Source organism: aff. Roholtiella sp. LEGE 12411, assembly GCF_015206995.1.
Taxonomy (GTDB): domain Bacteria; phylum Cyanobacteriota; class Cyanobacteriia; order Cyanobacteriales; family Nostocaceae; genus Komarekiella.
Window position 1 is genome coordinate 1 of sequence record NZ_JADEXR010000052.1, and the last position, 16,288, is coordinate 16,288.

Here is a 16,288-nt window from a genome sequence, read left to right on the forward strand (position 1 = left end):
GCCCAATGCCCAATCCCCAATGCCCAAAGACCAAAGCCCAATGCCCAATGCCCAAAGCCCAATGCCCAATGCCCAATGCCCAATGCCCAATCCCTTTTACTATCAGCCGATTTAAACTGACTTAGCCTTACGGTTTTCCAGTAAGATTACAGGTATTAGACTTGCTTCTAAAACTGCCTGTGATACTGAGCCAATCAGCACTTGTTCCCAAGGTTGATGTCCTCGTTTTCCCATAACGATCGCAGTAGCATGATGCTCCTGAGCAACACGAATAATTTCTTCTGGTACAGCGCCTGTTGTTGTCAAAAGCTCATATTTGATATCAGATAGCAACTGTTTAGCTTGTTTGCGTATTTGTTCTACGGCGCGCTGATTCGAGGTATTAATTACATGCAAAACAATTACTTCACCATTACTGCGCCGTGCCAAATCTGCAACTTTGGTTAAAACTTCTGTTGTTATAGATGCATCCACTGCTGCCAAAAACAAGGTATGAGTAGCAACTGTAACTTTGGTGGGGTCAACTTCTCCTTTAGTAAGCAATTTAGGTGCAAATGTCATCGTTGCCCAAGCTCCCAACGGTGCAGTGATTAAAATTGAAAGAGCTGCGATCGCTAAAATTATCTCTCCTCCTACAATGCCTTGAGCAAGAGGAATTGCACCAATGGCAGCTTGGACTGTGGCTTTAGCGGAGTTTCCTGGTAATAAAAATAGTCTTTCGCGCCAATTCCAATTACTACCCAAAGTCGAAAGATACCAGCCCACCATCCGACCGATAAATAAACCAATCGCCAGAATTAAAATACCGGGTAACAGAATTTTTCCCAATACTTGTAGTTGAATAGTTGCTCCTAATAAGACAAATAAAAAAATCTCAGCTACTATCCATAAACTGTCAAATCCACCACGCAATCTTCGAGCTAGAGGAGCATCTAATTCAATTAAGAAAAATCCCATAGCCATTGCCGCTAAGTAACCAGAAAAGTAAGGTACAGCATGAGCAACAATTACTAGCAACAAGGCTAAACCTGCGGCAATCAAAGTATCTTGAACTGCGTTCTGTGTCCAGTTTTGTTTTGTTAATAGTAAAACTAGCAAACGGGCTGCTAAATAGCCAAACAATACTCCCAACAAGATTTGCATCATAATTTGCAACGGAAGTAGTTGTAGAGCAGTTAAAGTGAATCCCCCAGGTAAAGAAATCTGCTCAACACCTCCATTACCTAAAAAACTTAGTAAGAGGCTGAAGACTAGCAATAGCAATACATCAGATAAAGCACTCCCAGTTAAAATTGCATCAGGAATTCCTTTAGTGACACCCCAGCCTAAACTTTTAAGTCTAAGCATTCCGGGGACAATGACAGCGGGAGATTCAGCGCCAATTACACAGCCCAAGAGCAACCCAGTGGGAAAGTCCAAACGAAAAATTACCATAGAAGCGATCGCAATTGCGATCGCTTCTGTTGTCGCTGGCAAAAATCCTAAGCGTAACGCCACAGTTCCTTGTTGAGCTAGCTTTTCCCGATCTAACCCCAGCCCAGCTTTCATCAAGATAATCATCACTGCCAAAGTTCTTAATTCATCAGCAGCACCCAGGACATCTTGACTAATGACATTACGCACTTGGGGGCCAAGAATAATCCCTACTAAAATCATGCCAATTAAAGGCGGAGCACCCAAACGACGGGCAATTTGACCCACAAAAAAGCCCATCATTAAAATCCACAATACACTGGCTAACATCCCATAACTCCTTGAAGTGTGCTTTGTAGACAGATACTTTCTACAGGGGAGTCAGGTAATGCATTTAGCCAAGCCCTACCCTCCCGCTGCAAGCGAGGAAAGTAGGAGCTATCAGCCTTCCAGAACAGGCTGGAATGGCGGTTTTGGCGAGCTCCATCGCCATTGATTTGACTTTAAATCAAGGATACCATTTTTGCTTTTGGTCGAATTTAATATTTGTATTTGTTTCTTTGAGTAACTAGTAACAATACCGCAGCGATCGCAAAAAAGCTCCCGGCAATAAATGTCGCTTCTGCTCCTAGAGTCTGCCATAATCCACCAGCTAGCAAACTGGCAGGCAAAAGAGCTAATCCTACAGCCAAGTTGAGAAATCCAAAAGCAGTCCCCCGTAGATTTGCAGGTATGCTGTTTGCCACTAGTGCTAACAGCAACCCTTGACTCATACCCAAATGCAAACCATAAAGGGCAAACAATCCCCAAACTTGCCAAGGCGCTTGTACGAAAGCAAAGCCCAGATAAACTAGAGCGTATAGAAGAAATCCGCCTACAAGTAGCCCAAATCTGCCCAAGCGATCAGAAAGTATTCCCAATGGGTAGGCACTGAATGAGTAGGCGATGTTCATCACCACTAATGTCAACGGTATAAGTGGGGCGGAAATACCCGTTTGCTCTGCTCGCAGTAGCAAAAAAGCATCGCTAGAGTTGCCGAAATTAAATAGCAGCGCCACTGCTACAAGTACCCAGTATCTCTGTCCCAAACTGCGTAAAGCTTGCCATTGCAGAGGGTTGCTGCGTCTTTGTTGGGTTCGACTTGTTCTCGGCTCACGTACTCCCACTGTTAATAAAGCCACTGCTAAGAAACCAGGGATAAGTGCTAGCCAAAAAACCAGGCGGAAGTTGTTTGTGGAAGTAGCCATGAGGGCAAATGCTACCAATGGCCCCAAGAATGCTCCTATAGTATCGAGAGACTGACGCAATCCGTAGGCTGCACCCCGAACCTCTGGGTTAGTAGAGTCAGCAACTAAGGCATCGCGGGGTGCTACTCGGATACCCTTGCCAATGCGATCGCCAAACCGAGCTATCAATACCCCCGTTGGAGTGCTAGCTACAGCGAATAGAGGTTTAACAAAGGTAGATAACCCGTAGCCAAATACCGCTAGCCCCTTGCGATGTCCTAGGTAATCACTTAAAGCTCCAGAAAAGACTTTTAGTACTGAAGCTGTTGCTTCTGCAATGCCTTCAATGATGCCAACAGTCAAGATATTCGCCCCTAATACTGACACTAGAAACAAAGGCAATACAGAATGAATCATCTCGGAACTAATATCTGTCAGCAGGCTAACAAACCCCAACACCCAAACAGTGCGAGGAATTGTTTGAAAGAATTTCTTTTGTAGTTGCATATTCCTTACTGTGGACAATGGGACTCCAATCAATCTCGCCAACTTTATAGTTTGGATTTATAAATTTCATAAATGCAACAGATGTTTCATAGGAAGAATAGCAATAAATTTAATTGAATGCAACATCTGTTACACTACCTCTATGGATAGAAAGTGTTGGAACTTATTGGTTTACCGAGTGCCTGCTCAACCTTCGACCCAGCGGGTATATGTTTGGCGTAAACTCAAGGGATTGGGCGCACTTTACCTACAGCAATCGGTGTGCATACTACCGCAGCGAGAGAACTTGCAGCATCAGTTGACAGAATTGAAAGCAGACATTACAGCAGGTGGTGGTGAGGCAGATTTATTCACCATTTGGATTGATGTGCCAGAGCAAAACGCCATATTGGTAGAGCGTTTCCAACAGCAGGCTGATCAAGAATACCAAGAGTTTTTGGGGCAGTGTCGGGATTTTCATAGCGAATTGAGTGAAGAACGGAAAAAAGCTAACCTTACCTTCGCAGAACTAGAAGAGAACGAGGCAGAACTAGCTAAACTCCGTTCTTGGTTGCCGAAAATCCGCGATCGCGATCTGTTTAACGCACAAGGATACTTACAAGCTACTGAAGCTTTTAAGGCTTGCCAGCTAGATTTTCAGAGCTTTACAGAACAAGTATATGAAGCACAAGGGGTAAAATCTAGCGATGTGTAGTTTATCGTTTTTCTGGGTGCAAACTGTACCAGCTATACCAGTGACGAACTGCTAGCCAGACAGATGAAAGTAAGCCAGCTAGGCTGAGGGTAAGGCCACTGAACGGTACTAATAAACCAAAGACGGGTAGCACTGCACCAGCAATAGTGCAGATAATTGCAGCCAGGGAAGCACTGCGGTTTGACCCCAACCCCCATGTTAAGGTGAGTAAGACTAGGGAAATTATAGTCCAAGCTAACTGAGCATTCATCAAACGACCCAGATAAGTTAAAGTCAGCAGACAAGCAAAAAAAATACCGCCTGCGATCGCAACATTTTTCAGACTCATTGGTAGCGACCAATATAGCAACAATATCCACCACAAAAATAATGCTGGTGCTAATAATAAAATCCGGGGAATGATGCCAGTGTGACGAATAGGTTCGGTGCTGGTAAATACTCCAAATGGGTTTTTTATAGAAACATTGTCATCAAATATCCAAGTAAATTGGGTACTGCGTCCGTCCCCTTTAATCTCATTTGGTACAATGCCACTAGCAAAATCAGCAGGTGCAAAGTTAGCGATCGCCGTTAGGCGGAAATTAGAGAGCAACTGACTCGTTGCGCTATAAACCCAACGCGGCCCTCCTTGAGCTTGATAGGTAACTCTAAAGCTAGTTTCTTCCCCTGGTTGCAAGCGGAAAGGAAAGCTATATTCTCCGGGATTAGTTTGTTGTAATCTAGTACTGTCCCGCTCTACTTTGTAGCTAGCAAGCAGTGTGTAACCGTTAGGTGGCGGTGCTTCAAAGAAAAAATTACTAATATTTTTGAGTTGGTTAACAACTTTATAATCAGCAGTGTAATGTGCACGATAAATTGAACTGCGACCTTGAACATCTGTGCTTTGGTCTAGCTTGACCTGAATTTGCGAACCAGCCAGCGTCAAAAAGCGGTTGATTGGTCGTGTCTCATTTACTTGAACTATCTTGCCATTAACTTGGGTGGTATAGGTGTATGGCTCTTGCGTAATGTAGCGCACTTGGGGCGCAAATTGTTCGAGCTTCTCACCCGCGACACTTTGGGCTACTTGAGCCACTTTGGCCTGTTCCCAGTGGTGGTAGCGATTACTCAAAGTTGAACACAGAAAAAATCCAGTTACCAACAGAATTAATACTAGAGTTAAATGCTGCAATCCCCGTAAAAGTTGGGAATAACGAACAGCCCATTCGCCAATGAACACCAATTGTTCCGGCTGATTTCGACGTAGAGAAAAACTTATTAAAGCGATCGCAACTCCCAAAGCTACGACCAAAAATATTAATAACAGTGAACCTTTGAGCAACTGAGTTCCAAATTGGACTAGCTCAGTTGGATGTGTCAGATCGGGTAATCCGGGGATACCTTGAGCAAAAAATGACATTGGCGGGTGTTTGCAGAATTTGGAGTACCAGACTCATGAAATCCCTTAAAAGTTTCTGAAAGTATGTCTTATATAATACCTAATACTATGCCCAATTGCGGCTTTCACTGCCATACCGACTCATACCATTTCACGTTAATCACGATACATTTAAATCCTGTAGAGACGTTGCAATGCAACGTCTCTATGCAATGCAACGTCTCTACTACAACGGGCGTGTATTAAAAATCAAAAGCCTGATCGTGAAGACCAGGCTTTTGAAGGGAAGAAATGGGGCAATATTCCCCGAAGGTTAGTTATAGATGGTAAATATAAAATCGATAGTCTAATAAGGGATACCACCCCAGCGTTATCAATTCCGGAAAAATAGCTAGGAGATTTAGAATAGTTTTTCCCTAAAGTATATCTGCATGGCAGATTCCTAGAGCTTTGTACTTTGAGTGTGAAGAATTTCCGTGGCTTTCAGAACAGGAAGCGGTCGATAGAACAGGAAGCCCTGTACATCCTCGCAGTTGATAGATTTTAAAAATTCTAATTCCTCTTCCTTCTCTACCCCTTCAGCGGTCAGTCTTAGCCCCAGACTCTGCCCCAAGCTAACTATCGCCTTGATAATATGAGCTACTTTGGCATCCGTTGTTAAATCTTGAATAAAAGATTTGTCAATTTTCAGATTGTGGAGTGGCAACATTTGTAAGCGCGAGAGGGAAGAGTGACCTGTACCAAAATCATCTATGGAGATGTAAACGCCCATCTGCTCTAGTTCCTGTAGTACAGATCTGGTGAAGTTTAGATCCTCAATCGCCGTCGTTTCTGTAATTTCTAACTCTAAAAACCGGGATTCTAGTCCTGTTTGTTGTAAAATTCTGGCTATAGTCTCCACTAAATTGGGTTGACGAAATTGCTTCAGAGAAAGATTGACAGCCATCGTCAGAGGTGTCAATCCTGCATCTTGCCAAGCTTTATTTTGACTACAGGCTGTCTGTAGTACCCATTCGCCTATAGAGAAAATTAATCCACTTTCTTCAGCAAGGGGAATGAAGACATTAGGCGCAACTAATCCCATCTCAGGGTGCTGCCAACGCAACAGAGCCTCCATGCCAGTAATTTTTCCTGTGACAATGTTTACCCTAGGCTGGTAGTAGACTATTAACTCTTCCCGTTCTAAGGCATAGCGCAGATTCTTTTCTAAAGTCAGGAGTTCGGGATTGGTGGCACTTAGAGAAACGCTGTAAAATTGGTAGTTATTCCTGCCCTTGTCTTTGGCGTGATATAAAGCAGCATCTGCGTGCTGAATTAAGGTTTCGGCATTAGGACTGTTTTGATCAAGCAATGCAATACCAAGGCTGGCACTAACGTAAAGTTCGTGCCCTTGGATATGAAAGACATCCTCTAAAGCTTGTAACATTCTTTGAGCAACCTGGGCCACCTCTTCGATATGATTTACTCGCGGCAGGAGGATAGTGAATTCATCCCCTCCCCAACGAGCAACGGTGTCTCCGCTTCTGAGGGAGTCTTTCAATCTTTGAGCCACTATTTGTAACAATTCATCTCCTAGGGTGTGTCCAAGAGTATCATTAATCACCTTAAAACGATCCAGGTCGAGGAACATTACAGCCAAACTGTGATGATTCCGAACCGCGTTGGGCAAAGCTGTGGTAAGCATCTCGTTAAATAGCAGGCGATTGGGCAAGCCTGTGAGGAAATCATGGAGGGCCTGATAGCGAATTTTCTCTTCCACGTGTTGACGTTGCCGCGCACCAATGATACTGGCGGCCATTGTCAACAGAGTAGATTCTTCGTGCCTTGACCAATGACGTTCACAGGTACAGTCTGCCAAGCCAAGATAACCCCAAAACTCGTCATCTAATCGCAGAGGCACTAAGAGCAGAGATTGAATGCCATCTCTGGTGAGGTATTCTCGTTCGGCTGCGGGAAATTCTCGGCTGAGTCCGCTAATGGATTGTCCGCTAGAGAGAGCATCGTACCATCGGCTGAGTCCAGAAACCTGATAAAGCTGATTTTGCCAATGGTGACGAGAAGGTTCAACAAATAAACGCGTCCATTCAAACCGCAGACTCATTGCCATGTCACTTGTATCAGGATGGGGATGGTTTTGGAAAAAGTAGGCACGATCCACCTTGGCAGCTTCACCTAAAGTAGCGAGAGCTTTGTCAATAGCTGTCTCGTAATTCATTTCCATCAGCAAATAATTGGCTGCTTCTGCAACTGCCTGTAGCAAGCGATCGCGCTGGCGCAATTCAGCTTCAGCTTGCTTTTGCTCTGTAATATCTCTAACAATGAAAGTTCTAATTAAATCACTTTCAGGAAGATAGTGAATGGATTGTTCAAAAACTTCTGTGCCAACTTCTACTTCCCGAACAAAAGAATTTTTTTCTAGATTCTTTACCGTACTCAGGAGTCCTGCCAAGATGGGGTGCTGTTTACCAGTTTCCCTAAGTTTAGGAAACTTGAGAGATGCGGCTGGATTAAGATAAGTCACTGTCCCCTCTAAATCTGTCTCGATAATCGCATTGGGGATAAGTTCAGGAAAGGATGCTAGGCGAGCTAAAGCTGTATCGCTAGCTCCTTCAAAGCTAGGATCGACAACTAGAGTTTGAAAAGGATTGACAGGATTGGCTTGCTCTGACAGAAAGCCAGATAAGTCATCAATTTCGCAAGATTCAGAAAATGCTTTTTCTGACAAGTTAGAAATAGCATAATATGTAGCCTGAGCCTGATCGCCAAATACAATAATATCTCCATGTTTGAGGTCATGATAGGAGCATTTAGAGCCATTCACGAATAAGCCATTAGTACTCCCTTTCCCATTGAAGTTACCATCAATAACCCGAAAGCCATATTGGTCAGTTTGTGGAAGAGTTACCCGCAATAGAATGGCATGTTGTTTGGATACTGACCGGGAACGGAGGACGATCGCATTCCCACTGTGTCGCCCAAGAGAATAAGTAGCGTCTTTCAGGGGAATAGTTCGCTCCCCTTTTAGGTCTTGGACTACCAAAAAGTGGCGTATTTTTTCCCGTTCATTTCCTGCCATGCTGTTCCTCAAAACCTCATATCTTTGGGTATTAGTCGGAAAAATACTGCTCTCATACAACGATTTTCAATTAAGTAGACTACAGCATTGGTAAACTAGTCTTTTTAATGGGGGTCGCAGCGGTTTTCTGAATTCAATAATCAGCTTTTTTAAACTTTGTTCCTGCAATCACTTTCCTCCAATGTTTCCTGTCTTAAATATCCAGAATAAAATTAAATACCTAATAGAACACATCGTATATTTGCGGATTTTTGTTTTTAGTTACGATGAAATTACAATCAAAGTAAAACTGATACAATTGCATAGATTAAAATCAGTATTATTTAAAAATAAAATGAACCTATCTTAAAAAATAGGCTGATAGCAATAAGCATTTGACATACCTTTCTGTGTCAGTAAAACTCATGGAGAGTTTTTACCAAAATGTTCAATCAAAAAAATTATTTTTAATTGAACATTTTTAGTTTATAAAAATAGGCGATCGCTGTGTTTTAATGATGAGCAAAAATGATTTAAAAAACGAACAGTGGGAGAGGTTTAAACCGCTGTTCTTAACAGAAAAACTGCAAAAAGGCACGTTTTTTGAAGATGCTTGTAGGACGATGGTCTTTTTGATGGGGATTGGTGGTAATGAGTCCTATACTAGTAGCCTATACCCTGAAATTGATTCCTAACTGGTGGGCAAAGGAGGCTCTACTCACTTACTTTTTATCAGGTAAAGAAGAAACAAAATTCTACCAATTAGCAAAACAATTTGCACTGGAAAAGATACCAACATTACTTTGCCCTGAAGCTTTGCAGCGTCTACAATGGCATCAAGCTCAGGGACATCGGCTTATTTTAGTCAGTGCTTCCCTGGAGGCCTATTTACTACCTTGGGCAGAGAAAATGGGGTTTGAACAAGTTGCAGGAACCCAATTAGAAGTTGAAGATAACCGTTTAACAGGTCGTATTTTGGGAAAAAACTGCTATGGACAAGAAAAAGTTGAGCGACTCAGAACAGTTCTGGGCGAGTTGAGCCAGTACAATATTTATGCTTATGGAGACAGCCGAGGAGACCAAGAACTACTGGCTGTGTCTGATCACCCATATTACCGAAATTTTTCATAGTAACTTGTTGTAACTCTTTTGGTTTTTACTAAGTTCTATGAAATCTCAATCAAGTACTTTAATACTAAAAAAGAATGAAATGAGACTTAGCGAAGGACTTTTGAACCCAATGAAAAAAGCCGTGGTTGTAGATGATTGTTGTAACATGATAGAATCACAACTAGCTTCCAAGTCAGGACTAGGTGGCATAGCCATCAAAACTGCCTTTGCCGCCCTTAAAGGAATCAAGCCGGGATATATCCCCGAAGTTGTCGAAGCACTCTTACCGCAGTGTTTTGATGCGATTGATCCCATTTGGAGTGAGGGTGTCCAAAAGGGTGATCCAGTTCAGCATCTTGTTGAGAGTCGCTCTCGCACAGCTGACGTATTACTCAGTATTACGGATGACATAGCGAAAATCTCGAAACGCCAGATTGTGCGCTCAACTTACAATAAATTACGTGGTTCAGCCAAGTTACACGTAGAGGCAGCAGTTCCAGATTTTGCCAAGGTAATTGAGAAGTACACCACAAGTTAAAACCATTTCGCAAGGTCAGATGCTCCCGTCTACACCGCTTGCGGTTAGCGGGAGAGCGTCACTTCATCGTGAGTCCGTCAGCATATCCTTACTATTAGGTAAGGCGTTGGCTTCTGACTCAATCTCAAACCCCCTGTTACCTGAATATTTCAGAATTTGCGTCTTAGTTGACTGCTTAGGCTTAGCCTTGGCAATTATTTCCCCAGATTACGCTTCATTTGTTCCAACTCATCTTGGGTTTCCCAGCTGCGAAACTTCTCTTCTAATTCGTCAAAACCACTAGAATAACTACTAGTTTGATTTGACCAACCATTGGTTTCCAAGCGTTGCTGAGCTTGAGCTTGAGCACGTACTGTGTGCGCTTCCGCGGCTTTGGCTTGTACCTCCTGTCGCCGCTGCTGAATTTTCCGTAGTAGTTCCTGGGATTGGGTAATGCGTTCTTTCAGCCCTTGCATGTGTCCCCAGCGCTGATTTCCTTCACGCAACAAGGCTGCTTCTCGTTCAGCCGCCGCAGTAGCCAAGTCCTCTCGTCCAGAGGCTTTTGCTTTTTGAACACGGATGTGCCAACGCTGGATTTCTTGAGCGGTGGACAGAATTTCCTCTTGCGATCGCTTCTCTTGTAATCTTAAATCTGCCACCAATTTTAAAGTGTCTTCTTCTTGCTCACGCAGTTGTTCTAACAGCGCCTCTAACTCCAAATGTGGATTACTACGCAAGAATTCTTCTAAACGATTTTCCAGGAACCGACTCAAATCATCAAATAAGCCCACTGCAAGAACTCCAGACATCGGGAATGTAACTATTTTATTGTAGTAATTATTATCGGGCTATAAGGTGAATTTTAATAATGGTAGGACTAACTCTAAAGACTTAACTGTTAATGGAAAGTTACCTTGTAAGCATTACCAGAGAAGGAGATTGACAATTGGGTTGTAGCTCTGGAGAAAAGGATAACAAAGCCGTCACCACCCATAAGAAATAGATGTACACAGAGAGATTAAGCGACGAATACTTTTTAGTTTTGCCTTTCTATACATTGAAGTAGGCATTTTTGTAACTAGCAATTTCAATTATCTATATCTGTCTTATGCAGTGAGTGCTATCCTACCCTAAGTAGGGTTATACATCTCCATTCATTCGTTAACTTGTGTAAAGGTACTGAGAGCGAATTCTTTCAGGAACTCATGAAATAGAGAATAACTTAACTTGTTTGGAGTTTTTTATGACCTACACAATTGACGAAAGCACAAGACCAGCTTTAGAAACTTTTAAACGCTTTGATGTAGATACTCAACTGGGCATACTTTGGTTCGGTTACTTAGATCTCAAAGAGCAGCTAACACCAGCACCACCTAACAGCGTAGAAAGTCCTGCTAAAGCAGTGTTTGATTTAATCCAGAATTTGTCTCCCCAAGAGCAAATGCAAGCGCAACGAGACTTGATTAATGGCGCAGCTAACAATATTAGTCAAGCTTATAATGCTCTAAGTCCCAATGCCAAATTAGATGTTTGGCTGATGTTGGCACAAGGAATGGATAATGGAACCATCATTCAAGTGCCATCTGACTATCAATTACCTGCTGAAACAGACGAGTTTACAGCACAAATCAAAAAGCTAGAGTTTGAGCAGCGGGTTAATTTCATGCTGAGTGCAGTGCAAGTAATGGGTTAGCAGAGTCCAAGAACTCTCAACAGCCTTTGAGAATTGGAGATAATGCTGAGACGATTATCTCAGGCCAATCCTGATGATACTTAGTTAAGTACCCCGCCTTGCCTTTGATTGTTCAGCGAAGTTGTTACCAAAGGATAGGCGGGGCTTTTAGTTTTGGTGAAGATTTATAATGGTGTAATCCAATAGCTAATACCTCGGATAACTTTATTTTTAAAACCAAATTGAGGTAAATATTCCTCACTTAAACCCACATAAGTCCAATGTGGAATATCGTTTTCCACAGTTTGAAACCAGCCATTTTCATTGAGAGCTTGTTTTTGCCGTTGATTGGAAATGCGTAAATCAATTGCTAATCCCCAAAGATGTTGCGAAGTTCCAGGAGGTGCAACTAAACCAAGAATTTTTGTTTCTTTACCCTGTTGTACTCTTGCCAATATTTGATTGTTAGCGTATTTGTGCCAAAATCTTAAATTGGTAGCAAAATTGCGAGTACAATCACCAGAACCATAACCAGATTTTAGGGGAATGTTTTGTAATACTCGCGCTTTATTTAAAGCATTAGCTGCCGATTTTTGTAAATAACAGTCGTTAGTATCATCAACTTGACCCATGCTTAGGGTATCTTGAAATTTTTGAGTTTCTTGTTCGTTGGCGAAGATATCTTTTTGTGGCAGTTTAATTTCTGTATCTGGATTTACAAATACCGCACCATAAGCTCGTAGCAGAATATATTCAAAAGTACCAGGCTGAGGAATTATAGGTAACTTTCTAGCAATTGCAGACAAGAAACGCTCTTGGTCATTCAATTGCTGATTGGGAATAAATGGCGCAATAGATATTGTATTTGTACAGACTAATGAAATAGTATTCAAACATTTTTTTAATGATTGGGTATCCCCATCTAGTTGGTGATGGCTAATCTCATGACTAGCCACTAAGCTAAAAATCATCAATACAAATATAGTGATAAAAGTCATCTTTTTGAAAATTCGTTTCATCGTTTAGTGCTTGAGGAAAATAAATATATTTGTTACTAATTATTAATTCTTTTGATAACTTTATTTATCAGAAAGGTAAATCCATGAAACCACTGGAACGGTTAAAATTGAAAAGAACTCTGAGCTTGCTGATTTTCTAAGTATGACCATGCACAATTCCATTGAATTCCAAGACGCTTTTGATGTTATTGTCGTCGGTGCAGGTCACTCCGGTTGCGAAGCAGCCCTCGCCACTGCACGCCTGGGTTGTCGTACCTTGCTGTTGACACTCAATTTGGATAAAATCGCTTGGCAACCTTGTAACCCAGCAGTGGGAGGCCCAGCCAAATCCCAGTTGACCCATGAGGTAGATGCACTCGGCGGGGAAATGGGTAAAGTTGCAGACCGCACCTACTTGCAAAAGCGCATCCTCAATTCTTCACGGGGGCCTGCTGTTTGGGCATTACGTGCTCAGACGGACAAACGCGAATATGCAGCAGTGATGAAGGTAATTGTCGAGAACCAAGAAAACTTGACCATCCGCGAAGGTATGGCTACAGATTTGGTGTTGGGTGCTAACGATGAAGTTATTGGTGTCCAAACTTACTTTGGGATGGCGTTTCAATGCAAAGCAGTCATCTTAACAACTGGAACCTTTTTGGGAGGCAAAATTTGGGTTGGTAACAAATCTATGCCAGCGGGACGTGCTGGAGAATTTGCAGCTGAGGGATTGACACAAACCTTAAATCGCCTAGGGTTTGAAACTGGAAGGCTCAAAACAGGTACTCCAGCAAGGGTAGACAAGCGCTCGGTGGACTATAGTAAGATGCTTATCCAGCCAGGGGATGAAGATGTGCGCTGGTTTAGCTTTGACCCGGATGCGTGGGTAGAACGGGAACAGATGCCTTGTTATATTACCCGTACAACTACTGAAACCCATCGTCTAATTCGGGAAAATTTACATTTGTCGCCCGTTTATGGCGGTTGGGTAGAAGCTAAGGGGCCACGTTATTGTCCCAGTATTGAAGATAAGATTGTGCGCTTTGCTGATAAGGAAAGTCACCAAATCTTTATTGAACCGGAAGGAAGAGATATACCGGAACTTTATATCCAAGGGTTTTCTACAGGCTTACCAGAAAATTTGCAACTACAGATGTTGCGGACTCTCCCCGGTTTAGAAAAATGTGTCATGCTACGTCCGGCTTATGCTGTGGAATATGATTATTTACCTGCAACTCAGTGTTATCCCACACTGATGACTAAGAAAATTTCTGGGCTGTTTTGTGCTGGGCAGATTAACGGTACAACAGGCTATGAAGAAGCCGCAGCTCAAGGCATTGTGGCAGGAATTAATGCAGCTCGTTTTGCTCGCACTCAAGAGATGATTGTGTTCTCGCGTGAGCAAAGTTACCTTGGTACGTTGGTTGACGACCTGTGTACGAAAGACTTACGGGAGCCTTATAGAATGCTCACTAGCAGGTCAGAGTACCGATTAATATTGCGTTCCGATAATGCCGATAAACGCATGACGCCTCTGGGACGGGAAATTGGTTTAATTGACGATCGCCGCTGGAATTTATTTACCCAGAAGCAAACCCAGATGATCACAGAAAAAGAGCGGCTGCACGCCACGCGGGTCAAAGAACATGATGAAATAGGAATGGCGATCGCATCTGATACCCAACAAGCAATTAAAGGTTCAATTACCCTAGCTGACTTACTGCGGCGTCCAGGACTCCATTATGTTGACCTCGACAGGTATGGACTGGGGAACCCCAACCTCAACCGAGCCGAGAAAGAAGGCGCAGAAATTGACATCAAGTATTCTGGCTATCTCGCTAGACAACAACATCAAATTGAGCAGATTTCTCGCCAGGCTCACCGCCACTTAGCTGCGGATTTGGACTACACAAAAATTGATACCCTTTCTAAAGAGGCACGGGAAAAGCTCACTCAGGTAAAACCACTCACTATCGGTCAAGCTACACGTATAGGTGGCGTAAACCCAGCGGATATCAACGCCTTACTATTATATTTAGAATTGCGTAAAACCAAGAGCCAGTCAGGATTTCCAGCTTTAACTTAACTCCAACTTCATAAAGATTGAGTATAGTAGTAGGGAGGGGGTTGGTATGATAGATGACATACATTTTAGTATTGGCATCATCAACAATCCCCGGATGAAAGTTGAGTTTAATACCACCGCTCAATCAACTCGTCTAAATAAGACGAGGGATTGAATGTTTCATTAATAATCCTGATTCCCAGGCAGTAGGGGCGGCGTTTCCCCGTCCTAGTAGCCACAACCCACAACGCCTATGTTACAAGCAGCTAGCACCCATCTGATTATTTCCGAAGCATCAGAAGACTTAATCGCCAACGAACCTTGGTCGATAGATATGTATGCTGATGGCTTGATGGATGAACTCTTTGCCGATATAGACTACATTCTGAATGGTAGTGGGAATCTGCCTTCCCAAACTGTTATACAGAGCAATCGTACTGTGCCGCTACCTCCAGAATATATGCCTGTGCAAACAGTTACAGTGCCGCAAATGATTTTGCCAAACACACGGAACCAAACTTCTCAAGTTAGGCACAAGCAATTAAGTAAGGTTGTGGTTGGCACTTCCACTGTGAAAGCAGTTAGTAGAAGGCCTGAGAAAACCAGACGTGCTTTGGGCAAACTACTGATTGTAGGCACAACTTTAGGCGTGGCGATCGCTGGTATTATCTATCTAGTACAGTCTGGAGTCATATATCTTTTAAATACGAAACCGACTCAATCCGCACTACAAGTACCGCAACCACAGTCACAGTTGCCTACAAGATCACAAGTGGACGCAGAATTGATCGACTACATGCTGGGAGCACTTGCAGTTATAGATCAGCAAGAGGCAAAAAACAACCAAAAATCTGTCACACCTCGATTATCCAACCAGGCTACTTCTAACCAAACAGCCCTCGTTCCTGGTGTTCAGCCAACTAGTAATTTACCACCACTCCTAGCAGCTAACGGTATACCACCAGCCTCTAACCATTCTGGAGGCGTTGTTGAGCGCATCTATATCCCTGTTTATCAAGCGCCGTCACCAATGCGCTACGGGCTTCCGAGCATTCCTGCCAGCCCTAAAATTGTACCACCAGTTGCGACTGCATCACAGGGATCTAAACCTAATGTTGTCAAAACCGCCCTGAATACTGTGCGGCAAGCTGCTAAGCCCATAACTGTTAATATGTTGGCTGCTGCTGTGGGAGAAGAACTCAAACCTCTAGCTGTCAAAACCGCACCAATTACCTTGCGTCAACCATCCAATCCTTTACCTGCATTACCAGTTGTACCATTACGCACAGCACCTACACCAAAAGCAGTACCATCAGCACCAACTATTACCCAGGAACAGGTATTTTTGCCCACTGCTGTTGCCGATGTTCCTCGCAATACTTTAGAGGGATTACTAGAGTTAGGCAATAAATCTGCTGCTTTATTTAAAATCGATGGCGTAACTCGCCGCGTTGATGTTGGTGAAAGTATTGGTTCAAGTGGTTGGACATTAGTAGATGTCAGTAACGGCGAAGCTGTCATCCGTCGTAACGGTGAAGTGCGAGCAATTTACACTGGGCAGAAATTATAATTTCAATGCCTTTAATTAAGGGAATTCCAAAAAATAAAATAGTTAGTTAGATTAGCTAATATTTGACTCGTTTCGTGGAATTT

At 42.9% G+C, this 16,288-nt stretch carries 12 protein-coding genes and 1 riboswitch; of the genes, 6 read left to right on the forward strand and 6 right to left on the reverse strand.

All coding sequences use genetic code 11. The annotated features are described in order from the left end of the window. Window positions 1-111: 111 nt before the first annotated feature. The gene (locus tag IQ246_RS13840) at window positions 112-1,743 is read right to left on the reverse strand and encodes a sodium:proton antiporter (protein WP_194003941.1); all 1,632 of its coding nucleotides are present in this window, start codon (window positions 1,741-1,743) and stop codon (window positions 112-114) included. Between the two features lie 95 nt (window positions 1,744-1,838). Further along, a riboswitch (Fluoride riboswitch) is annotated at window positions 1,839-1,913 on the reverse strand. Window positions 1,914-1,952: 39 nt separating this feature from the next. Next, window positions 1,953-3,146: an MFS transporter gene (locus tag IQ246_RS13845; protein ID WP_194003942.1), complete on the reverse strand. Its 1,194-nt coding sequence runs from the start codon at window positions 3,144-3,146 to the stop codon at window positions 1,953-1,955. Window positions 3,147-3,288: 142 nt separating this feature from the next. Between IQ246_RS13845 and IQ246_RS13850 the strand changes: the two genes are divergently transcribed. Beyond that, window positions 3,289-3,840: a Chromate resistance protein ChrB gene (locus IQ246_RS13850; RefSeq protein WP_194003943.1), complete on the forward strand. Its 552-nt coding sequence runs from the start codon at window positions 3,289-3,291 to the stop codon at window positions 3,838-3,840. Window position 3,841: 1 nt separating this feature from the next. Here the strand turns inward: IQ246_RS13850 and IQ246_RS13855 are convergent, their stop codons facing one another. Continuing rightward, on the reverse strand, window positions 3,842-5,239 hold the full coding sequence (locus IQ246_RS13855; RefSeq protein WP_194003944.1) for a hypothetical protein: 1,398 nt from the start codon (window positions 5,237-5,239) through the stop codon (window positions 3,842-3,844). Between the two features lie 421 nt (window positions 5,240-5,660). Further along, window positions 5,661-8,294, reverse strand: coding sequence for an EAL domain-containing protein (locus IQ246_RS13860; RefSeq protein ID WP_194003945.1), 2,634 nt, complete (start codon window positions 8,292-8,294; stop codon window positions 5,661-5,663). A 630-nt stretch (window positions 8,295-8,924) separates the two neighbouring features. On the opposite strand from IQ246_RS13860, the gene IQ246_RS13865 reads away from it, so the two are divergent. Then, window positions 8,925-9,404: an HAD family hydrolase gene (locus IQ246_RS13865; protein ID WP_194003946.1), complete on the forward strand. Its 480-nt coding sequence runs from the start codon at window positions 8,925-8,927 to the stop codon at window positions 9,402-9,404. Window positions 9,405-9,483: 79 nt separating this feature from the next. Then, window positions 9,484-9,921, forward strand: coding sequence for a hypothetical protein (locus tag IQ246_RS13870; protein WP_194003947.1), 438 nt, complete (start codon window positions 9,484-9,486; stop codon window positions 9,919-9,921). 194 nt (window positions 9,922-10,115) lie between these two features. Here the strand turns inward: IQ246_RS13870 and IQ246_RS13875 are convergent, their stop codons facing one another. After that, window positions 10,116-10,691, reverse strand: a complete 576-nt coding sequence (locus IQ246_RS13875; RefSeq protein WP_194003967.1) for a TIGR04376 family protein — start codon at window positions 10,689-10,691, stop codon at window positions 10,116-10,118. A 452-nt stretch (window positions 10,692-11,143) separates the two neighbouring features. On the opposite strand from IQ246_RS13875, the gene IQ246_RS13880 reads away from it, so the two are divergent. Then, window positions 11,144-11,593: an orange carotenoid protein N-terminal domain-containing protein gene (locus IQ246_RS13880; RefSeq protein WP_194003948.1), complete on the forward strand. Its 450-nt coding sequence runs from the start codon at window positions 11,144-11,146 to the stop codon at window positions 11,591-11,593. Between the two features lie 164 nt (window positions 11,594-11,757). Here IQ246_RS13880 and IQ246_RS13885 read toward each other — a convergent pair whose 3' ends face one another. Further along, on the reverse strand, window positions 11,758-12,591 hold the full coding sequence (locus tag IQ246_RS13885) for a D-alanyl-D-alanine carboxypeptidase family protein (RefSeq protein WP_194003949.1): 834 nt from the start codon (window positions 12,589-12,591) through the stop codon (window positions 11,758-11,760). A 142-nt stretch (window positions 12,592-12,733) separates the two neighbouring features. Between IQ246_RS13885 and mnmG the strand changes: the two genes are divergently transcribed. Together mnmG and IQ246_RS13895 are read left to right on the forward strand one after the other, a co-directional pair. Continuing rightward, a complete protein-coding gene (gene mnmG / locus IQ246_RS13890) occupies window positions 12,734-14,656 on the forward strand; it encodes a tRNA uridine-5-carboxymethylaminomethyl(34) synthesis enzyme MnmG (RefSeq protein ID WP_194003950.1) in 1,923 nt (640 codons plus the stop codon). Window positions 14,657-14,888: 232 nt separating this feature from the next. Then, window positions 14,889-16,205, forward strand: a complete 1,317-nt coding sequence (locus tag IQ246_RS13895; RefSeq protein ID WP_194003951.1) for a hypothetical protein — start codon at window positions 14,889-14,891, stop codon at window positions 16,203-16,205. Window positions 16,206-16,288: the final 83 nt, after the last annotated feature.

Excerpts from the sequence above, each read along its gene's own strand:
- IQ246_RS13840 (WP_194003941.1), bottom strand. The coding sequence starts at position 1,743 with ATGTTAGCCAGTGTATTGTGGATTTTAATGATGGGCTTTTTTGTGGGT.
- IQ246_RS13845 (WP_194003942.1), bottom strand. The coding sequence starts at position 3,146 with ATGCAACTACAAAAGAAATTCTTTCAAACAATTCCTCGCACTGTTTGG.
- IQ246_RS13850 (WP_194003943.1), top strand. The coding sequence starts at position 3,289 with ATGGATAGAAAGTGTTGGAACTTATTGGTTTACCGAGTGCCTGCTCAA.
- IQ246_RS13855 (WP_194003944.1), bottom strand. The coding sequence starts at position 5,239 with ATGTCATTTTTTGCTCAAGGTATCCCCGGATTACCCGATCTGACACAT.
- IQ246_RS13860 (WP_194003945.1), bottom strand. The coding sequence starts at position 8,294 with ATGGCAGGAAATGAACGGGAAAAAATACGCCACTTTTTGGTAGTCCAA.
- IQ246_RS13865 (WP_194003946.1), top strand. The coding sequence starts at position 8,925 with ATGAGTCCTATACTAGTAGCCTATACCCTGAAATTGATTCCTAACTGG.
- IQ246_RS13870 (WP_194003947.1), top strand. The coding sequence starts at position 9,484 with ATGAGACTTAGCGAAGGACTTTTGAACCCAATGAAAAAAGCCGTGGTT.
- IQ246_RS13880 (WP_194003948.1), top strand. The coding sequence starts at position 11,144 with ATGACCTACACAATTGACGAAAGCACAAGACCAGCTTTAGAAACTTTT.
- IQ246_RS13885 (WP_194003949.1), bottom strand. The coding sequence starts at position 12,591 with ATGAAACGAATTTTCAAAAAGATGACTTTTATCACTATATTTGTATTG.
- mnmG (WP_194003950.1), top strand. The coding sequence starts at position 12,734 with ATGACCATGCACAATTCCATTGAATTCCAAGACGCTTTTGATGTTATT.
- IQ246_RS13895 (WP_194003951.1), top strand. The coding sequence starts at position 14,889 with ATGTTACAAGCAGCTAGCACCCATCTGATTATTTCCGAAGCATCAGAA.